Source organism: Aquipseudomonas ullengensis, from assembly GCF_014174475.1.
Classification (GTDB): domain Bacteria; phylum Pseudomonadota; class Gammaproteobacteria; order Pseudomonadales; family Pseudomonadaceae; genus Aquipseudomonas; species Aquipseudomonas ullengensis.
Genome location: NZ_JACJUD010000002.1, coordinates 392,531 through 408,928, shown reverse-complemented (window position 1 = coordinate 408,928; position 16,398 = coordinate 392,531). Strand labels below are relative to the sequence as shown.

The following is a 16,398-nucleotide window of genomic DNA, read 5'->3' as shown; positions in this document are numbered from 1 at the left end:
ATCGAACTGTTTAGATCTCGGTCCAACTTTTCATCGGTTTCTTTACTCTTTGCACTCAGTCATGGCCTGGGCTGTTCCAGAGTCGTGTTAACTTTGTTCAAGGAGATATCCCATGTCCGAACGTCAAACCGGCACCGTTAAATGGTTCAACGATGAAAAAGGCTTCGGCTTCATCACCCCGGAAAGCGGCGCTGACCTGTTTGTGCACTACCGCTCGATCCAGAGCTCCGGCTTCAAAAGCCTGCAAGAAGGCCAAAAGGTTTCTTTCGTTGCAGTGAAAGGCCAGAAAGGCATGCAGGCTGACGACGTACAAGTAATCTAATTACTTCGCGCGTCACGAAAAACCGGCCTACGGGCCGGTTTTTTTATTCCTGCCATTTTACCCGCCGTGATCCTGCGGCAGTGATTCCTGAAGGGGGAACCAGCATGCGAGTCAAAGCATCCACCCAGAAGCCCAAGCCCGCGCCAGCCGTGGAAACCAGCGAGTCGATCGAGGCCCAAATCGCCGCCTTCCTCAAATCTGGCGGCGAGATCCAGCAGATCGCCAAAGGCGTCAGCGGACAATCGCACACCCCCAGCCGACATATCACTATCGGCAAGAAGTAAGTTCCGACACGCTGCGGGCCAAGCCGCTGGCTGGCCCATGCGTCGCTCGACATTTTGACCGAAATACTGGCACTTTGCCCCACCCCGCCCTTGCTCGCCCCGACAAAGCTCTGCATCCTTGGCAACATAAGAATGCGGCCACAGGCCCGGGACCTCGCTGATGCTCAAGCGACTACGCAACGACTTCCAACTGTCCATCATCACCCTGATGGGGTTTTTCGGCGCCCTCGGTATCACACCCTACGCCATCTACCGCCTCCTGCATGGCAATTACCTGGTCGGAACCGCCGACACAGTGATCGTCATCTCGACCCTTTCTGCCGTGTTCTACGCCTGGCGCACCGGTGACACGGTCAAGCCCGGTATCTACCTGGCCTGCATCTTCTCCGTCGGCTCAACGCTGATTGCCATCAACCTCGGCGTCAACGGCCTGTTCTGGATCTATCCACTAATCCTGTTCAACTTCTTCATGGTCTCCCCCGGCAAAGCCATCGCGGCAACCCTGATGGTCCTCCTCAGCCTGGTCGGCCACGCGCTATGGGTGCCTGGCAGCGTCTTCGAAAGCCAGTACCAGATGGTGTCTTTCCTGGTCACCAACATGATGGCCGGTGTCCTGACCTTCATCTTCGCCTACCGCACACGCCACCAGCGCGAGCAATTACAGGGACTCGCCATCCGCGACCCACTGACCGGCGCACGCAACCGCAGGGCAATGGATGACGAACTGAAAATCGCTGTTTCCAGTAAGCGCCGTCATGGCCGTAGCTACAGCGTACTGGCGATGGATCTCGACCACTTCAAGCAGATCAATGATCAATACGGTCATCCCGCAGGTGATCAAGTGCTAGTGAGCTTCGTCGCCCTGATCAAAGCCGGCTCGCGCAAGGAAGACCGACTGTTCCGCGTCGGCGGTGAGGAATTCCTGCTCTTGCTGCCAGACACCAGCCTCAGCGGCCTTGAGGCCGCAGCCGCTCATCTGCAAAAACTGGTGCGCGAACTGCTGCGCAGCCCCGGCGGAACGGTCAGCGTATCGATCGGCGGAGCCATACTGCGCACAGATGAACCCTGGCCGAACCTGCTGCAACGAGCCGACCAGTGCCTCTACCAGGCCAAGAGCGCCGGGCGCGACTGCACCATCATCGACCGCAGCGAAGAAGGCTCGCCCGTCGCCTCCCTCCCCACTGCCGGCCCGGCGACTACACTCTAACCAGGCCAACTCGGCCATAAATCTAGAGACAAAGGGGGCCCAGCAACCGCAAGACGGGAGGTACGCCATGAACCGGCATTTCTATATCAGTGACAACCTGGATGACCTGGAAAAACTAGAGGGCGAACTGGAAGCCTGCGGCATCAGCACTGAACAGATCCACGTGCTGAGCGAAAGGGACGCCGAGGTCGAGCAACATCACCTGCATGACGTCTCTTCAGTTATGAAGCAGGATGTCGTTCACTCTGGACAGATTGGCAGCCTGATCGGCTTTGCCCTCGCAGCACTGGTCGTACTGCTGGCCTGGCTCAATGATTGGGCCAATACCGCTGCCGGCTGGATACCGTTCATATTTCTAGCCGCAGTGCTGATCGGCTTCAGCATCTGGGAAGGCAGCCTGTTCGGCCTGCAAAAACCTAACACTGCGTTTAAGCACTTCGCCGAGCCACTTCACGACGGTAAACACCTGTTCTTCGTCGACGTAAAGCCCACGCAGGAAACCATTCTCAGCCAGATCGTCGCCTACCACCCAGGACTGGAACTGGCTGGAGTCGGTGCCGCCTCGCCGGACTGGGCAGTTGCCCTGCAGCAACGCTGGCACCGCTTTCGCCAGATGATCTGATTAGAACAAGGGCGACCAGCCTAGCGAGTCGCCCTTACTCAATTTCAGCCCCGCGCAGCAGCAGCGGCAATCAGTTGTTTCATCTCTGACACCGCCGACTTGAAGCCGACGAACAGGGCATGAGCGACGATGGCGTGGCCGATATTCAATTCATGCACCCCAGCAATCGCCGCGACCGGCTCGACGTTGTGGTAGTGCAATCCATGACCAGCGTTGACGATCAGGCCATGGGCCAACCCGCAGCTGACGCCATCACGGATACGCGCCAGTTCACGCGCGGTCTCTTCAGGAGAGAGCGCATCAGCATAACGACCCGTGTGCAGTTCGATAGCAGGGGCACCGACACGTCGCGAGGCCTCGATCTGCCGCTCATCGGCATCAATGAACAACGACACCTCGCACCCCAGGCGCGCCAGGCGTTGCACGGCAACCTTGATGCGTTCCTCTTGGCCCGCCACATCCAGACCACCCTCGGTGGTCAGCTCTTGCCGGGTTTCCGGCACCAGGCAGACATGCTCAGGACGGATGCTTTCGGCAAACTCCAGCATGAAATCGGTCACGCCCATCTCGAAGTTCATCCGCGTCTGCAGCACATCCTTCAACAGGCGTACGTCGCGTTCCTGGATATGCCGACGATCCTCACGCAAGTGCACGGTGATGCCATCGGCCCCCGCCTCCTCGGCATCCAGCGCGGCTTTCACCGGGTCCGGATAGCGGGTACCACGCGCCTGACGCAACGTGGCCACATGATCGATATTGATGCCGAGCAGAATACGGTTGGCTTCAGTCACGGGCAGGTTCCTTGAGATTCATGAAGAGTTCGCGGCTGACCAGCGGTCGGCCACCCAGATGTGGCGCGAGGGCCTGACGCATCAGCCGCTTGGCCGCCGCCAGAGCGCCAGGGGAGGCCCAGTCGGCCTGCGCCATGGCGAGCAGGTCAGCGCCTTGAAACAAGCCTGGTTGCAACTGGGCAACCTGCTCCATGCCCGCATCGGGCTGCAGGCGATACAGGCCATCACGCTTGATCGGCTGACCAGCCAGATCGACGTCAAGGGCAAAACCATAGCCCAGCTCATCCAGCAGACGCCATTCGAACGACCGCAACAAGGGCTCCAGCGGCGGATTGGCCGCCAGTGCGCGCAGGCTCAGGGCGTAGTGTTCGAACAGCTCGGGATGCGGGTCTTCTGCAGGCAACAGGCGAATCAGCAGTTCGTTGAGATACAGCCCGCTGAACAACGCAGAACCACTCAACAGGTTGGGAACGCCGGCAGCCTCCAGACGGGCAATATTCTTCAGCTCGCCACGCCCGCGGAATTCCATTTCCAGCGGAATGAACGGGCGCGCCAGCGTGCCGGCCTTGCCACGGGCACCGCGCAAAACGGCGCGAAAACGCCCTTGCGGGGTGAGGATATCGACCAGCGCGCTGCTCTCGCGGTAGGCACGGCTATGCAGGACATAGGCCGATTGCGCGCTGACCTGCATGGCTTAGATGTCGTTGTAACCCAGCGAACGCAGCGCCCGCTCGTCATCGGACCAGCCACCCTTCACCTTGACCCAGAGATTGAGCATGACCTTGGAGTCAAACAGCACCTCCATGTCCTTGCGCGCCTCCTGGCCAATGCGCTTGATGCGCTCGCCCTTGTCGCCAATGATGATTTTTTTCTGCCCATCACGCTCGACCAGAATCAGCGCATGAATATGCAGGATGCGGCCTTCCTGCTTGAACTCTTCGATTTCCACGGTGATCTGGTACGGCAACTCGGCACCCAGCTGACGCATGATCTTCTCGCGCACCAGCTCGGCAGCCAGAAAGCGGCTGGAGCGGTCGGTAATCTGATCTTCCGGGAAAAAGTGCTCATTTTCCGGCAGATTCTCGGCGACCAGTTTCTCCAGGGTCTCCAGATTGTGCCCCTGCTGCGCAGAAATCGGCACGATCTCGGCATTCGGCAACTGCTGCTGCAGCCACTCCAGGTGGGGCATCAGCTCGACCTTGTCTTCGATGCGATCAGTCTTGTTTATCGCCAGTATCACCGGTCCCTGCACATACTGGATGCGTTCGAGAACCATCTGGTCTTCATCGGTCCAGCGCGTGCGATCAACCACGAAGATCACCACGTCGACATCTTTCAATGCCGCTGACGCGGTCTTGTTCATGTAGCGGTTGAGCGCTTTCTCGTTGTTCTTGTGCAGCCCCGGCGTGTCGACGTAGATGGCCTGCACCTCAGCCTCGGTCTTGATCCCGAGCATGTTGTGGCGGGTGGTCTGCGGCTTGCGCGAGGTGATGGCAAGTTTCTGCCCGAGAATATGGTTGAGCAGTGTCGATTTGCCCACATTGGGACGCCCGACAATGGCGACATAACCGCAGCGGCTAACGGGTGTATCAGTCATGACTGTTCTCCACGCCCAGCGCCACCAGGGCAGCAGCGGCGGCGACCTGTTCGGCAATGCGCCGACTGGCACCGTGCCCCTGGGTCTTATCACTCAGCAGGGCGATTTCGCACTGCACAAAAAAGGTTCGGCAGTGCGGCTCGCCCTGGATATCCACCACTTCATAGCGTGGCAGATCAACCCCGCGCGACTGCAGAAACTCCTGCAGACGGGTCTTCGGGTCCTTGTTGGTATCTACCAGCGTCAGGCTCTCCAACTCGTTGCTCAGCCAGGCCAGCACGCGATCACGCGCAGCCTCCATGCCGGCATCCAGGTAGATCGCACCAATCAGGGCTTCCAGGGCGTCGGCCAGGATCGACTCGCGACGAAAACCACCGCTTTTTAGCTCGCCGGAGCCCAGACGCAGGTATTCCCCCAGATCGAAGCCACGCGCCAGCACTGCCAGCGTCTCACCTTTCACCAGGCGCGCGCGCAAACGCGACAGCTGACCTTCACGCGCCTGAGGAAAGCGCTCGAACAGGGCTTCCCCCGCGATGAAGTTGAGGATGGCGTCGCCGAGGAACTCCAGACGCTCATTGTTGCGCCCGGCAAAACTGCGGTGAGTGAGTGCCAGGAGCATCAGCTCCTGGTCTTTGAAGGTGTACCCGAGCTTGCGCTCGAGACGCGGCAACGATGTACTCACTGGGCTCTTACGCGGAATTCTTTATCGAAATTGGCGACGAGATCGAGGTTCTCGATCATGTGCTCACGCTTTTCGTACTGCAGATGGACCTGGAATTCGTTGTTTTCCAGTTTGACCTCAAGGATATCTTCCAGCTTGAGATCACGAATGCCGTTGACGGTCATGCCCTTCTCTACGTGCTCATAGAACTCGCCGACCGTACGGATCTGCAGTGCCTGATCAGTCTCGACAGAGCTGATGATCTTCTCCAGCGACATGAAGTCCATGTAATGCGGAAACATCTTGAAGGCGGTACTGGCCAGGAAAGCCACAACCGCCAGAATCAACATCCAGCCCAGAAAAGACATCCCTTTCTGCGAACGCGCAAATGTCATCTTCGACCCCAATTGTCAGTGTTGTTGTAATGCCCGCAGGCGAAGGCCACGACTATATATAAGCAGCTGCTGCCCGATTGAACAGCACCGCGCATTTTCGATGATTAGTGGATCAGGCCGACCCGGGAGAAGTTGGGCACGCTACGCAGCTTGGGCTCCGGCCAACTCATCCACACGGCAAAGGCCTTACCGACGATATTGCGGTCCGGCACCATGCCCAGCAGATCCCTGGGGATCTTCGAGTCATTCCAGTAACGGCTGTCGTTGGAGTTGTCGCGATTGTCGCCCATCATGAAGTAGTAGCCCTTCGGCACCACCCACTCAGTACCCGGATCGATGTAGTTGCGGCGCATTTCCTTGCGGATCAGGTGCTCGGCTTCACCGAGCTTCTCCTTGTAGAGCACCGCACTACCCAGGCTGCCCGCCTCTTCGCCGAGCATTTGCTCCGCTACTGGCTCGCCGTTGATCAGCAGGCGCTTGTTGCTGGTATAGCGAATATGGTCGCCAGCCAATCCCACGACGCGCTTGATGTAGTTGACGCTGGGATCACTGGGGTAGCGGAATACCATGACATCGCCGCGCTGCGGATCGCCCACTTCGATGATCTTGGTATCCAGCACTGGCAAGCGAATGCCGTAGGCAAACTTGTTGACCAGAATGAAGTCGCCCACTTCCAGCGTCGGCTTCATCGAACCGGACGGGATCTGGAACGGCTCCAGCAGGAAGGAGCGCAGCACCAGCACGATCGCCAGCACCGGAAAGAACGATTTACCGTACTCGACCAACAACGGCTCGCGGTTCAGGCGCTGCAGTACCGCCTCGTCCGGCTCACCAACCTGCCCCTGATACGCCGCAATCGCTACCCGCCGGCGTGGCGCCAGCAGCAGCAGATCGAGCAGGGCCAACACGCCGCAAACCGCAACGGCAATCACCAGAATCAGCGGGAAGTTGAACGACATAGGTATTAGCTATCCACCTTGAGTACGGCCAGGAAGGCTTCTTGCGGGATTTCCACGCTGCCAACCTGCTTCATCCTTTTCTTACCGGCCTTCTGCTTCTCCAGCAGTTTTTTCTTACGGCTGACGTCGCCGCCGTAGCACTTGGCCAATACGTTCTTGCGCAGCGCCTTGACCGTTGTACGCGCCACGATCTGCCCACCGATGGCCGCCTGGATCGCCACGTCGAACATCTGCCGCGGGATCAGCTCTTTCATCTTCTCGGTCAGCGCACGGCCTTTATAGTGGGCCTTGTCGCGATGCACGATGAGTGCCAAGGCATCTACCTTCTCACCGTTGATCAGCACATCCAGCTTGACCAGGTTGGCGCTCTCGAAACGGTCGAAACTGTAGTCCAGCGAGGCATAACCACGACTGACCGACTTCAGGCGATCGAAGAAGTCCAGTACCACCTCGTTCATCGGCAGGTCGTAGCAGACCTGCACCTGGCTGCTGAGGAACTGCATGTCGCGCTGCACGCCACGCTTCTCGATGCACAGGGTGATGACGTTGCCCAGGTGCTCCTGGGGTACCAGGATATTGGCGCGCACGATCGGCTCGCGCATATCCTCGACCAACGACAGGTCCGGTAGTTTGGACGGGTTATCGACGTAGATCGTCTCCCCCGTCTTCAACAGCAGCTCAAAAATTACAGTCGGCGCAGTGGTGATCAGGTCGAGATCGTACTCACGCTCCAGGCGCTCCTGGATGATCTCCATGTGCAGCATGCCGAGGAAGCCGATACGGAAGCCAAAGCCCAGGGCCTCGGAGCTTTCCGGCTCGTACTGCAACGCTGCATCGTTCAGCGTCAGCTTCTGCAGGGCTTCGCGGAAGTCTTCGAAATCGTCGGAGCTGACCGGGAACAGACCGGCATAGACCTGCGGCTTGACCCGTTTGAAGCCTGGCAGCATGTCGACATCGGGGGTATTGGACAGGGTCAGGGTGTCACCCACCGGTGCACCGTGAATATCCTTGATGCCAGCGATGATGAAGCCCACTTCACCGGCCTTGAGGTCTTCGGTGGCGGTGTGCTTCGGCGTGAACACGCCCACGCTGTCAACCTGGTGGATCTTGCCAGTGGACTTGACCAGCACCTTGTCGCCTTTCTTGATGCGGCCGTGACGCACGCGCACCAGGGAGACCACACCGAGATAGTTGTCGAACCAGGAGTCGATGATCAGCGCCTGCAGCGGCGCATCGATGTCGCCGGTCGGCGCAGGGATCACCTCGACCAAGCGCTCCAGCACCTCGTCCACGCCCATGCCGCTCTTGGCGCTACAGGCCACGGCGTCAGTGGCATCGATGCCGATGATGTGCTCGATCTCGTCCTTGACCTTGTCCGGATCTGCCTGTGGCAGGTCCATCTTGTTCAGCACCGGCATGACCTCAAGGCCCTGCTCGATGGCGGTGTAGCAGTTGGCAACCGACTGCGCCTCGACGCCCTGACCGGCATCCACGACCAGCAGGGCACCTTCACAGGCCGCCAGCGAGCGACTGACTTCATAGGTGAAGTCGACGTGACCCGGGGTGTCGATGAAGTTCAGCTGGTAGGTTTTGCCATTACGCGCCGTGTAATACAGGGTCACGCTGTGGGCTTTGATGGTGATGCCGCGCTCGCGTTCCAGATCCATGGAGTCCAGTACCTGGGCCTCCATTTCGCGCTCGGACAGGCCGCCGCACATCTGGATGAAGCGGTCGGCCAGGGTCGACTTGCCATGGTCGATGTGGGCGATGATGGAGAAATTGCGGATATGACTCAGGTCGCTCACGGATCAACACTCGAAAAAGCCGCGGGCAGGCTGCCCGTCGAAAAATAGCCGGGAATTCTAACTGATCGCGGCATACCGCGTCACGCGTGGCCGCTGGCAGACCACAAAGAAAAGGGGCGGTAAAAACCGCCCCTTTTTCTATATCCGCAAACTTATTCGCTCAATTTGAAGGTAATGAAGCTGGCCCTGCCCTCGCGCAATACGCGCATCGACACCGAGCGATTGGCCGGCAGTTCCTTGACTACCGTGGTGAACGTCTTGGCTGAGTCGATCGCCTGGTTATTCAGGTGCGTGATGACATCCCCCGGACGCAAACCAATCAGCGCCGCCGGGCCATCCTGCACTTCCTTGATCACTACGCCACCGCGCAGGTCGAGGGATTTCTTCTGCTCGGCGGCCAGCTCGGCAACTGCCACACCCAAGCGATTGCTGCTGCGCTCGACACCGGAGCTCTCGCCTGCAGCCAGTTCGTCGCCATCTTCCGGCAAGCTGCCAACGGTCATCTGCAGACGCTTGCGCTCACCTTCGCGAATCACTTCCAGGTCAGCCTTGCTCCCCGCCTTCATCGCCCCCACCAAGTGCGGCAGGTCGGCAGACAGGATGATCGGCTGGTCGTTGAGGCTAAGAATCACATCGCCAACCTGCAGGCCGCCCTTGGCCGCCGGGCCATCCTCCATCACCTGGGCCACCAGCGCACCCGCCGGTTTCTCCAGACCGAAGGACTCGGCAAGATCCTTGTTCACTTCCTGAATCACCACGCCCAGCCAACCGCGACTGACCTTGCCACCGGATTTCAGCTGGTTCGCCACATCCATGGCCACATCGATCGGAATAGCGAACGACACGCCCATAAAACCGCCTGAGCGGGTGTAGATCTGCGAATTGATACCGATCACCTGGCCATCCAGATTGAACAGCGGACCACCCGAGTTACCCGGGTTGATCGCCACATCAGTCTGGATGAACGGTACATAGTTCTCGTTGGGCAGGCTGCGCCCCTTGGCCGAGACGATACCGGCCGTCGCCGAATGATCGAAGCCGAAGGGCGAGCCAATGGCCAGCACCCAACTGCCGACTTTCAGCTCGTCAGGCTTACCGACCTTCAATGTCGGCAGGTTCTTGCCCTCGACCTTGAGCAATGCCACGTCGGTACGCGGGTCGGCACCAATCAGCTTGGCCTGCAGCTCGCTGCGATCCGACAGGCGCACGATGATCTCATCGGCATCCGCCACTACATGGTTGTTGGTCAGGATGTAGCCATCATCGGAAATGATGAAGCCGGAACCCAGAGACTGCGCCTCGCGCTGGCGCGAGCCAGGATTGCGCGGCATCTGCGGCAGACTGCGCTCGAAGAACTCGCGAAACTGCGGCGGCAAGCCTTGCAAGTCGGGCATCTGGCCCTGAATGGCGACTTCACGCTGCGGCAGGTTCTGCCGGGTACTGATGTTCACCACGGCAGGCGAGGCCTGCTCGACCAGCTCGGTGAAATCGGGCAGCTCGGCATGCGCCAAAGACGCCTGAGCCAGCAAAAACAGGGAAAAAAGGCCGGATAAAGAGGTTCTCAGATTCAGCATTTACTGCAGCTCCATCCACAAAGGAACAAGCGTTTCTAACGGAATAGGTCGTCTGCCTGCACAGAAACTCGACCAACCACCCCACAGCCATCCCAGCACGTTCGGCGAGCATTTCAGCCGAACTCAGCCACTCCCAGGCCGCACACCGCTAGCCGCGGCGCACAAAAAGCTCAACATTACGAGAGACGACGGCAGCCTGAGCGGCTGAGCGATCGGAGAACCGATCGCCTCAATATTTACTGCGCGCTACTGGCCGTCGCGGCAGCCGCTTGCATAGACAGCGCGACACGCTCGGCAGTTCCCACCGGGATTTCGCCAACCACGGTGACCATCACATCGCCATCGGCAGTCGCCATACGCCGGGAAACCACTGCGGTGGGCCCCAACTGGCGACGCGAGTCCTCGACCGCCACGCCGTGCAGGGGCTCAAGGAAGACCGAGAAGCGCGCCAAGCCATCGCCGTACATCAGGTAGGCCACCGGATCAGAAGAAGTCGGACTGGCGCGCTGCAACGACTGATTCAACTCAAAGCCCGGCGGCAGCCAGCCGGCACGCCAGGGCTGAGTCAGCTCGGCAACCTTGTTGAAGCTCACCGGCTTGCATGTCGCACTCGGCAACAGTGCCTCATCCTTCACAGCATCGCTCAGATCCAGGTCGATGAACTGGAAGCGCTCGAGCAACTGGCCCTTCTCACTGATCAACAGCGACTTGAGCGGCAACGCCGTCTCTTCATCCAGATGCAGTTCGAAGGCATAACGATGCTGGTCGCGCGGCATCAGCACCAGAACCACCGCGGAGCGCCCCGCTACCCGTGAGCGACCGATAACACGCAGGTCATAACGTTTTTCGAGTAGGGCTGCATCAAGGTGGCGAGACGACCACTGCACATCAGGCATTTCGTCAGCCAGGCCGTCACTCATGCACTGAGGACGCCCATCGACACGAAGAACCTCCTGGGCAGGTCCATCGAGCTGTAGCAGCCGCTCATGCACACCGTCGGCACCCGCTTTGTGCCAGACCGCATGGGTAGAGAAGTTGCCATTACGCTCGTAGACGAAAGTACCGTGGAAGCTCTGCTGCGCGGACTTGGCCATCCGCTGCAACCAATCCTGAGGTTCGGCTGCCTGGGCAGGAGTCACCAGCCAGCCGAGCAGTGCAATGAACGCAATGGCGCGCATAAATCCCCTCAGCGATTTTCCAGACTAGCAGCGCGGGCGTAAGGCAACGCGGAGTCCGCACTACTGGCCGCCGCCTGTTGGGCATGCTGACGCAGGTAGGATGGCAGACGCTGCTCCTGCCAATTGGCGGAAGGCACCTGCACACTCGGCTGCTGCGGCACTACACCCTCATCCGGGTTGTAACCAGCCAGCACCGCCGGCCCTTGGGTTTGCATCTGCGGCAACGTCAGGCCTGGTTGAGCACCTTGCTGGGCCAGCTGCGTACCGCCGATCTCGTCCTGATTGTAGAAGCGCACGCCAGCCAGCACCGCGACCGTTACCGACGCGGCAACCGCAACACGACCAATCGTGCGCCATACGCCACTTGCCGGCTTGGCAGGCACGGCCTCTTCGGCCAGGGCAGCGGAGACTGCGGCTGCGATATCCAGGCGCGGCTCCAGCAGCTCCTTGTGCATCACCGCACGAGCTATCTGGTAACGCGACCAGGTAGCACGCAGCTCGTTATCGTCGCTCGCGGCGAGTACTCGACGCAGTTCCAGTTCGTCCGCTTCGTTATCCATCACCGCGGACAGCGATTCCTGCAGGGCTTCACGACTCATGGTGGTTCCTCTCTTGGCTGTCGCCGCTGTCTCAGCTTTCCTGCAACAACGGTTGCAGGGACTTATCGATGGCCTCACGCGCCCGGAATATCCGCGATCGCACAGTGCCGACCGGACATTGCATGACGCTGGCAATGTCCTCATAACTCAGTCCATCGAATTCACGCAGGGTCAGGGCCGTGCGCAGATCCTCGGGCAACTGCTGGATGGTGCGATGCACGGTGGCCTCGATTTCATCCCGCAGCAGCATCCGTTCCGGTGACTCGTTGTCCTTGAGTGCGTGATCGCCCTCGTAGAACTCGGCATCCTCGGTACTTACATCACTGTCTGGCGGGCGACGGCCACGCGAGACCAGGTAGTTCTTCGCCGTGTTGATGGCGATGCGGTACAGCCAGGTATAAAACGCACTGTCACCGCGGAAATTGCCCAGCGCGCGATACGCCTTGATAAATGCCTCTTGTGCCACATCCTGGGCTTCGTGGTTGTCGTGCACGAAACGCACGACCAACCCGAGAATCTTGTGCTGGTACTTGAGCACCAGCAGATCAAAAGCTCGCTTGTCGCCACGTTGTACGCGCTCGACCAGCTGCTGATCGTCTTCCTGGGTTAGCATCAAAACTCCTCCTGGTATTCGGAGGAGCCCCGCGCCGGCCAGTCAATCGTCTTGCCAAGATAGACTCGGTGGTTTCGCAAAAGTTCTCCCCTCCAAACAAGCTTCCTGCACCGCCATGGCATCTGCAGCAAACACTGCAACAAGGCTTCTACCCTGCCGCTGAATAATCGTTCTAGTGGCCGACCGCGCACAGCGCTGCGACCGATCAATGCCATTTAGCCATCGGTGTTGGCTAATGGAACCTGAGCGACTAAGAAAGTTCCCGAGCGGCATGCTCAGGCATAAGCGAGCTATTGTGCCGCTCACCCCCTCTATATACTAGGCGGCGCCTTTTCGCGGGAACCCTAGTAGAAATGAGCCAACACTATCAGCACGACGTTCTGGTGATCGGCAGCGGTGCTGCCGGCCTGACCCTGGCCCTGACGCTGCCGCAGCACCTGCGCATTGCCGTCCTGAGCAAGGGCGACCTGGCCAACGGCTCTACCTACTGGGCCCAGGGCGGCGTCGCGGCCGTACTGGACGATGCCGACACCGTGCAGTCGCATGTCGAGGACACCCTCAACGCTGGCGGCGGACTGTGCCGCGAAGATGCCGTGCGCTTCACCGTCGAACACAGCCGAGAAGCCATTCAGTGGTTGATCGAACAGGGCGTGCCCTTTACCCGTGATGATGAGCACGACCGCGAGGACGGTGGTTTTGAATTCCACCTGACCCGCGAAGGTGGCCACAGCCACCGCCGCATCATCCATGCCGCCGATGCTACCGGCGCAGCGATCTTCAACACCTTGCTGCAGCAGACCCGCCTGCGCAGCAACGTCGAGCTGCTGGAGCAGCGCGTGGCGGTCGACCTGATCACCGAGCGCAAGCTCGGCCTGAGCGGCCAGCGCTGCCTCGGCGCCTATGTGCTGAATCGCAACAGCGGCGAAGTCGACACCTACCACGCACGCTTCGTCATCCTCGCCACCGGCGGCGCAGCCAAGGTCTACCTCTATACCAGCAACCCCGACGGCGCCAGCGGCGATGGCGTGGCCATGGCCTGGCGTGCCGGCTGCCGGGTCGGCAACCTGGAGTTCAACCAGTTCCACCCGACCTGCCTGTATCACCCACAGGCCAAGAGTTTCCTTATCACCGAAGCCCTGCGCGGGGAAGGCGCACACCTCAAACTGCCCAATGGCGAACGCTTCATGGCGCGCTTCGACGCCCGCGAAGAACTGGCCCCGCGCGACATCGTCGCCCGCGCCATCGACCATGAGATGAAACGCCTCGGTGTCGACTGCGTGTACCTGGACATCAGCCACCAGCCGCCCGAGTTCGTGAAGAGCCACTTCCCAACCGTCTACGAACGCTGCCTGGAATTCGGCATCGACATTACCCGCCAGGCCATCCCGGTGGTACCGGCGGCGCACTACACCTGCGGCGGCGTGGTGGTCGACCAGCAAGGCTGCACCGATGTGCCTGGCCTATATGCCATCGGCGAAACCAGCTTCACCGGCCTGCATGGCGCCAACCGCATGGCCAGCAACTCGCTGCTGGAATGCTTCGTCTACGCCCGCTCGGCGGTGGAACACATAGTCGCCCAGCTGGATCAGGTGCCGATGCCGGCCAGCCTGCCCACCTGGGACGCCAGCCAGGTCACCGACTCGGACGAGGACGTGATCATCGCGCACAACTGGGACGAGCTGCGGCGCTTCATGTGGGACTACGTCGGCATCGTGCGCACCAACAAGCGCCTGCAGCGCGCCCAGCATCGGGTACGCCTGCTGCTCGACGAGATCGACGAGTTCTACAGCAACTACAAGGTCAGCCGTGACCTGATCGAGCTGCGCAACCTGGCCCAGGTCGCCGAACTGATGATCGAGTCAGCCATGCAACGCCACGAAAGCCGCGGCCTGCACTACACCCTGGATTACCCGGACCTGCTACCGGAAGCCCGCGACACTATTCTGGCGCCGCCCACCTACGCCGACTGAACTTCAGGCGCACCCGCAGGCGCCGATGCACCTCCCGCGCCAAGGCATCACGCGGGATGCACAGGCCGCGCACCCGCCGCTCTCCCGCCAGGCGAAAGCGCAGGATCACCGCCAACGGCAGCGCCAGGCTGTCCGGGCGTAATTGCACCGCCTGCCAGCCCTGCGCCCGGCTCCACAGCTGCCACCCCTCCTCGTCTCGCCGCAAGCCGGTAAAGGCTTGCGGATGCCCCAGCAGAATCTGCCGCGGCAACACCCACATCCCATGCAAGAGGCAGCACAAAGCCGCCAGGCAGCGGGCCCAGAGAGGAATATCGATCAGAAGAAGGGTAACCAGCGCCAGGAACTGGGCCAGCAGATATGCCACCAACAGCAGGCGCGAGGCCTGCCAGTGGCATTCGAAGCGCTTACTTGGGCTGGACACGATCCAGAATCATGCGAACCATGCGCAGCAGATCCGGGTCTTGCGGCTCATTGCGCTGCATGAACCAGCCAAACATGTCCTGGTCCTCGCATTCCAGCAGCTTGCGGTAACGCTCCTGATCCTCGGCATCAAGGGTCGCGTAAACTTCCCTGACGAAAGGCACCAGCAATACATCCAGCTCCAGCATGCCGCGGCGGCTGTGCCAGAAGAGTCGATTCAGTTCAGTAGAGTCGGCCATACATCGGCTCCTGTGGAAAGGTGCGCAGTATAGCGAGCACAGTCGCGCTCGGCACCCGCTGACAAGCCGGCAGCGCGGCTCTATGATGGCGCCCCGGACTACTCAAGCTGCGATCGCCAATGGCCGACTCCGCCTTTTTTTGCACCCTGACCCACGAATCCCTGCTCGCCGTACGTGGCACCGATGCCGCCAAGTTCCTCCAGGGCCAGGTCACCTGCAACCTCAACTACCTCGACCAGCACAGCACCAGCCTGGGCGCACGCTGCACGCCCAAGGGCCGCATGACCTCGAGCTTCCGCATCCTGCCCGAGGGCGACGGCTACCTGCTGGCCATGGCCAGCGAGCTGCTGGACGCGCAACTGGCCGACCTGAAGAAATACGCCGTGTTCTCCAAGTCGACCCTAAGCGACGAGTCCGGCGCCTGGGTACGTTTCGGCCTGAGCCAGGGCGATAGCGTCCTCGCCAGCCTTGGCCTCGACCTGCCGCAGGACGCCGATGCCGTGGTTCGCGCCGAGAGGCTGATCGCCCTGCGCCTGCCCGGCGGTCGCGCCGAGCTGTGGGCACCCGCCAATGAAACCACTCGCCTGCACCAGCAACTGGGTGCCGCACTGCCCGAGGCCCCGCTCAACGCCTGGTTGCTGGGCCAGGTGCGCGCCGGCATCGGCCAAGTCTTCGGGCCGACCCGCGAGCTGTTCATCCCGCAGATGATCAACCTGCAGGCCCTGGGCGGGGTGAGTTTCAAGAAGGGCTGCTACACCGGCCAGGAAATCGTTGCGCGCATGCAGTACCTCGGCAAGCTCAAGCGGCGTCTCTATCGCCTGAGTCTGACAGGCAGTGACTTGCCAGCTGCGGGTGCCGAGCTGTTTTCTCCGGTGCATGGTTCCAGCGTCGGTGAAGTGGTGCTGGCAGCCCACGCCGAGCAAGGCATCGAGCTGCTCGCCGTGCTCCAGGAAGATGCGAAGAATGATGGCCGCCTCCACCTCGGCAGCCTCGATGGCGCCGCGCTGAGCCTGCTAGACCTACCTTATGCACTGGATGCCGACCGCGAGATCCAGCGCTAGGATCCGGCTGGCGATCAGCTGAAGTCGGCCGCGCGCCGCCAGCAATGACCTCCGGCCGCTCACTTACAACATGCCCTCGGCCATTTCTGCCGGGCCAGGCT

At 60.7% G+C, this 16,398-nt stretch carries 19 protein-coding genes; 6 read left to right on the top strand and 13 right to left on the bottom strand.

The window, feature by feature from the left end; genetic code table 11:
* Nucleotides 1–112 precede the first annotated feature (112 nt).
* The 4 genes from H3H51_RS07330 to H3H51_RS07315 all read left to right on the top strand — a co-directional run bounded on the left by H3H51_RS07330 (nucleotide 113) and on the right by H3H51_RS07315 (nucleotide 2,435).
* On the top strand, nucleotides 113–322 hold the full coding sequence (locus H3H51_RS07330; RefSeq protein ID WP_183088399.1) for a cold-shock protein: 210 nt from the start codon (nucleotides 113–115) through the stop codon (nucleotides 320–322).
* 104 nt (nucleotides 323–426) lie between these two features.
* Complete coding sequence (locus H3H51_RS07325; protein ID WP_183088398.1) at nucleotides 427–606, top strand: hypothetical protein; 180 nt, start codon at nucleotides 427–429, stop codon at nucleotides 604–606.
* Between the two features lie 160 nt (nucleotides 607–766).
* Complete coding sequence (locus tag H3H51_RS07320; protein WP_183088397.1) at nucleotides 767–1,813, top strand: GGDEF domain-containing protein; 1,047 nt, start codon at nucleotides 767–769, stop codon at nucleotides 1,811–1,813.
* A 67-nt stretch (nucleotides 1,814–1,880) separates the two neighbouring features.
* Nucleotides 1,881–2,435, top strand: a complete 555-nt coding sequence (locus H3H51_RS07315; RefSeq protein ID WP_183088396.1) for a magnesium transporter — start codon at nucleotides 1,881–1,883, stop codon at nucleotides 2,433–2,435.
* A gap of 44 nt (nucleotides 2,436–2,479) precedes the next feature.
* On the opposite strand, the gene pdxJ is transcribed toward H3H51_RS07315, so the two are convergent.
* From pdxJ to rpoE, 11 genes are all read right to left on the bottom strand, one after another.
* Nucleotides 2,480–3,226, bottom strand: a complete 747-nt coding sequence (gene pdxJ / locus H3H51_RS07310; RefSeq protein WP_183088395.1) for a pyridoxine 5'-phosphate synthase — start codon at nucleotides 3,224–3,226, stop codon at nucleotides 2,480–2,482.
* Nucleotides 3,219–3,917, bottom strand: a complete 699-nt coding sequence (recO, locus tag H3H51_RS07305; protein WP_183088394.1) for a DNA repair protein RecO — start codon at nucleotides 3,915–3,917, stop codon at nucleotides 3,219–3,221. Before recO ends, pdxJ begins: the two co-directional genes overlap by 8 nt.
* A 3-nt stretch (nucleotides 3,918–3,920) precedes the next feature.
* Complete coding sequence (gene era, locus H3H51_RS07300) at nucleotides 3,921–4,823, bottom strand: GTPase Era (RefSeq protein WP_183088393.1); 903 nt, start codon at nucleotides 4,821–4,823, stop codon at nucleotides 3,921–3,923.
* Entirely contained in the window at nucleotides 4,816–5,505 is a 690-nt protein-coding gene (gene rnc / locus H3H51_RS07295; RefSeq protein WP_183088392.1) for a ribonuclease III, read from the bottom strand. Before rnc ends, era begins: the two co-directional genes overlap by 8 nt.
* Nucleotides 5,502–5,879, bottom strand: a complete 378-nt coding sequence (locus H3H51_RS07290; RefSeq protein WP_183088391.1) for a DUF4845 domain-containing protein — start codon at nucleotides 5,877–5,879, stop codon at nucleotides 5,502–5,504. Before H3H51_RS07290 ends, rnc begins: the two co-directional genes overlap by 4 nt.
* 104 nt (nucleotides 5,880–5,983) lie before the next feature.
* A complete protein-coding gene (gene lepB / locus H3H51_RS07285) occupies nucleotides 5,984–6,838 on the bottom strand; it encodes a signal peptidase I (RefSeq protein ID WP_183088390.1) in 855 nt (284 codons plus the stop codon).
* A gap of 5 nt (nucleotides 6,839–6,843) precedes the next feature.
* On the bottom strand, nucleotides 6,844–8,643 hold the full coding sequence (gene lepA, locus H3H51_RS07280) for a translation elongation factor 4 (RefSeq protein ID WP_183088389.1): 1,800 nt from the start codon (nucleotides 8,641–8,643) through the stop codon (nucleotides 6,844–6,846).
* Between the two features lie 152 nt (nucleotides 8,644–8,795).
* Nucleotides 8,796–10,217, bottom strand: a complete 1,422-nt coding sequence (locus H3H51_RS07275; protein ID WP_183088388.1) for a DegQ family serine endoprotease — start codon at nucleotides 10,215–10,217, stop codon at nucleotides 8,796–8,798.
* A gap of 236 nt (nucleotides 10,218–10,453) precedes the next feature.
* Nucleotides 10,454–11,395 carry a MucB/RseB C-terminal domain-containing protein gene (locus tag H3H51_RS07270; RefSeq protein WP_183088387.1) on the bottom strand — a complete coding sequence of 314 codons (942 nt, stop codon included), beginning with the start codon at nucleotides 11,393–11,395 and terminating at the stop codon, nucleotides 10,454–10,456.
* A gap of 8 nt (nucleotides 11,396–11,403) precedes the next feature.
* On the bottom strand, nucleotides 11,404–11,994 hold the full coding sequence (locus tag H3H51_RS07265) for a sigma-E factor negative regulatory protein (RefSeq protein WP_183088386.1): 591 nt from the start codon (nucleotides 11,992–11,994) through the stop codon (nucleotides 11,404–11,406).
* Between the two features lie 31 nt (nucleotides 11,995–12,025).
* On the bottom strand, nucleotides 12,026–12,607 hold the full coding sequence (gene rpoE, locus H3H51_RS07260; RefSeq protein WP_183088385.1) for an RNA polymerase sigma factor RpoE: 582 nt from the start codon (nucleotides 12,605–12,607) through the stop codon (nucleotides 12,026–12,028).
* 353 nt (nucleotides 12,608–12,960) lie between these two features.
* Here rpoE and nadB point away from each other — a divergent pair, with 353 nt between their 5' ends.
* Complete coding sequence (nadB, locus tag H3H51_RS07255) at nucleotides 12,961–14,577, top strand: L-aspartate oxidase (protein WP_183088384.1); 1,617 nt, start codon at nucleotides 12,961–12,963, stop codon at nucleotides 14,575–14,577.
* Here the strand turns inward: nadB and H3H51_RS07250 are convergent.
* The gene (locus H3H51_RS07250) at nucleotides 14,546–14,998 is read right to left on the bottom strand and encodes a protein YgfX (protein WP_183088383.1); all 453 of its coding nucleotides are present in this window, start codon (nucleotides 14,996–14,998) and stop codon (nucleotides 14,546–14,548) included. The two genes, nadB and H3H51_RS07250, sit on opposite strands and share 32 nt — an antisense overlap.
* Nucleotides 14,982–15,236, bottom strand: coding sequence for an FAD assembly factor SdhE (locus tag H3H51_RS07245; protein ID WP_183088382.1), 255 nt, complete (start codon nucleotides 15,234–15,236; stop codon nucleotides 14,982–14,984). Before H3H51_RS07245 ends, H3H51_RS07250 begins: the two co-directional genes overlap by 17 nt.
* A 119-nt stretch (nucleotides 15,237–15,355) precedes the next feature.
* On the opposite strand from H3H51_RS07245, the gene ygfZ reads away from it, so the two are divergent.
* Nucleotides 15,356–16,297 carry a CAF17-like 4Fe-4S cluster assembly/insertion protein YgfZ gene (gene ygfZ, locus H3H51_RS07240; RefSeq protein WP_183088381.1) on the top strand — a complete coding sequence of 314 codons (942 nt, stop codon included), beginning with the start codon at nucleotides 15,356–15,358 and terminating at the stop codon, nucleotides 16,295–16,297.
* Nucleotides 16,298–16,398: the final 101 nt, after the last annotated feature.

Bases quoted from the DNA above. Each gene is read 5' to 3' on its own strand.
- H3H51_RS07320 (WP_183088397.1), top strand. From the start codon at position 767: ATGCTCAAGCGACTACGCAACGACTTCCAACTGTCCATCATCACCCTG.
- H3H51_RS07315 (WP_183088396.1), top strand. From the start codon at position 1,881: ATGAACCGGCATTTCTATATCAGTGACAACCTGGATGACCTGGAAAAA.
- era (WP_183088393.1), bottom strand. From the start codon at position 4,823: ATGACTGATACACCCGTTAGCCGCTGCGGTTATGTCGCCATTGTCGGG.
- H3H51_RS07270 (WP_183088387.1), bottom strand. From the start codon at position 11,395: ATGCGCGCCATTGCGTTCATTGCACTGCTCGGCTGGCTGGTGACTCCT.
- rpoE (WP_183088385.1), bottom strand. From the start codon at position 12,607: ATGCTAACCCAGGAAGACGATCAGCAGCTGGTCGAGCGCGTACAACGT.
- H3H51_RS07265 (WP_183088386.1), bottom strand. From the start codon at position 11,994: ATGAGTCGTGAAGCCCTGCAGGAATCGCTGTCCGCGGTGATGGATAAC.
- lepB (WP_183088390.1), bottom strand. From the start codon at position 6,838: ATGTCGTTCAACTTCCCGCTGATTCTGGTGATTGCCGTTGCGGTTTGC.
- nadB (WP_183088384.1), top strand. From the start codon at position 12,961: ATGAGCCAACACTATCAGCACGACGTTCTGGTGATCGGCAGCGGTGCT.
- H3H51_RS07325 (WP_183088398.1), top strand. From the start codon at position 427: ATGCGAGTCAAAGCATCCACCCAGAAGCCCAAGCCCGCGCCAGCCGTG.
- H3H51_RS07330 (WP_183088399.1), top strand. From the start codon at position 113: ATGTCCGAACGTCAAACCGGCACCGTTAAATGGTTCAACGATGAAAAA.
- H3H51_RS07245 (WP_183088382.1), bottom strand. From the start codon at position 15,236: ATGGCCGACTCTACTGAACTGAATCGACTCTTCTGGCACAGCCGCCGC.
- recO (WP_183088394.1), bottom strand. From the start codon at position 3,917: ATGCAGGTCAGCGCGCAATCGGCCTATGTCCTGCATAGCCGTGCCTAC.
- ygfZ (WP_183088381.1), top strand. From the start codon at position 15,356: ATGGCCGACTCCGCCTTTTTTTGCACCCTGACCCACGAATCCCTGCTC.
- H3H51_RS07275 (WP_183088388.1), bottom strand. From the start codon at position 10,217: ATGCTGAATCTGAGAACCTCTTTATCCGGCCTTTTTTCCCTGTTTTTG.
- H3H51_RS07290 (WP_183088391.1), bottom strand. From the start codon at position 5,879: ATGACATTTGCGCGTTCGCAGAAAGGGATGTCTTTTCTGGGCTGGATG.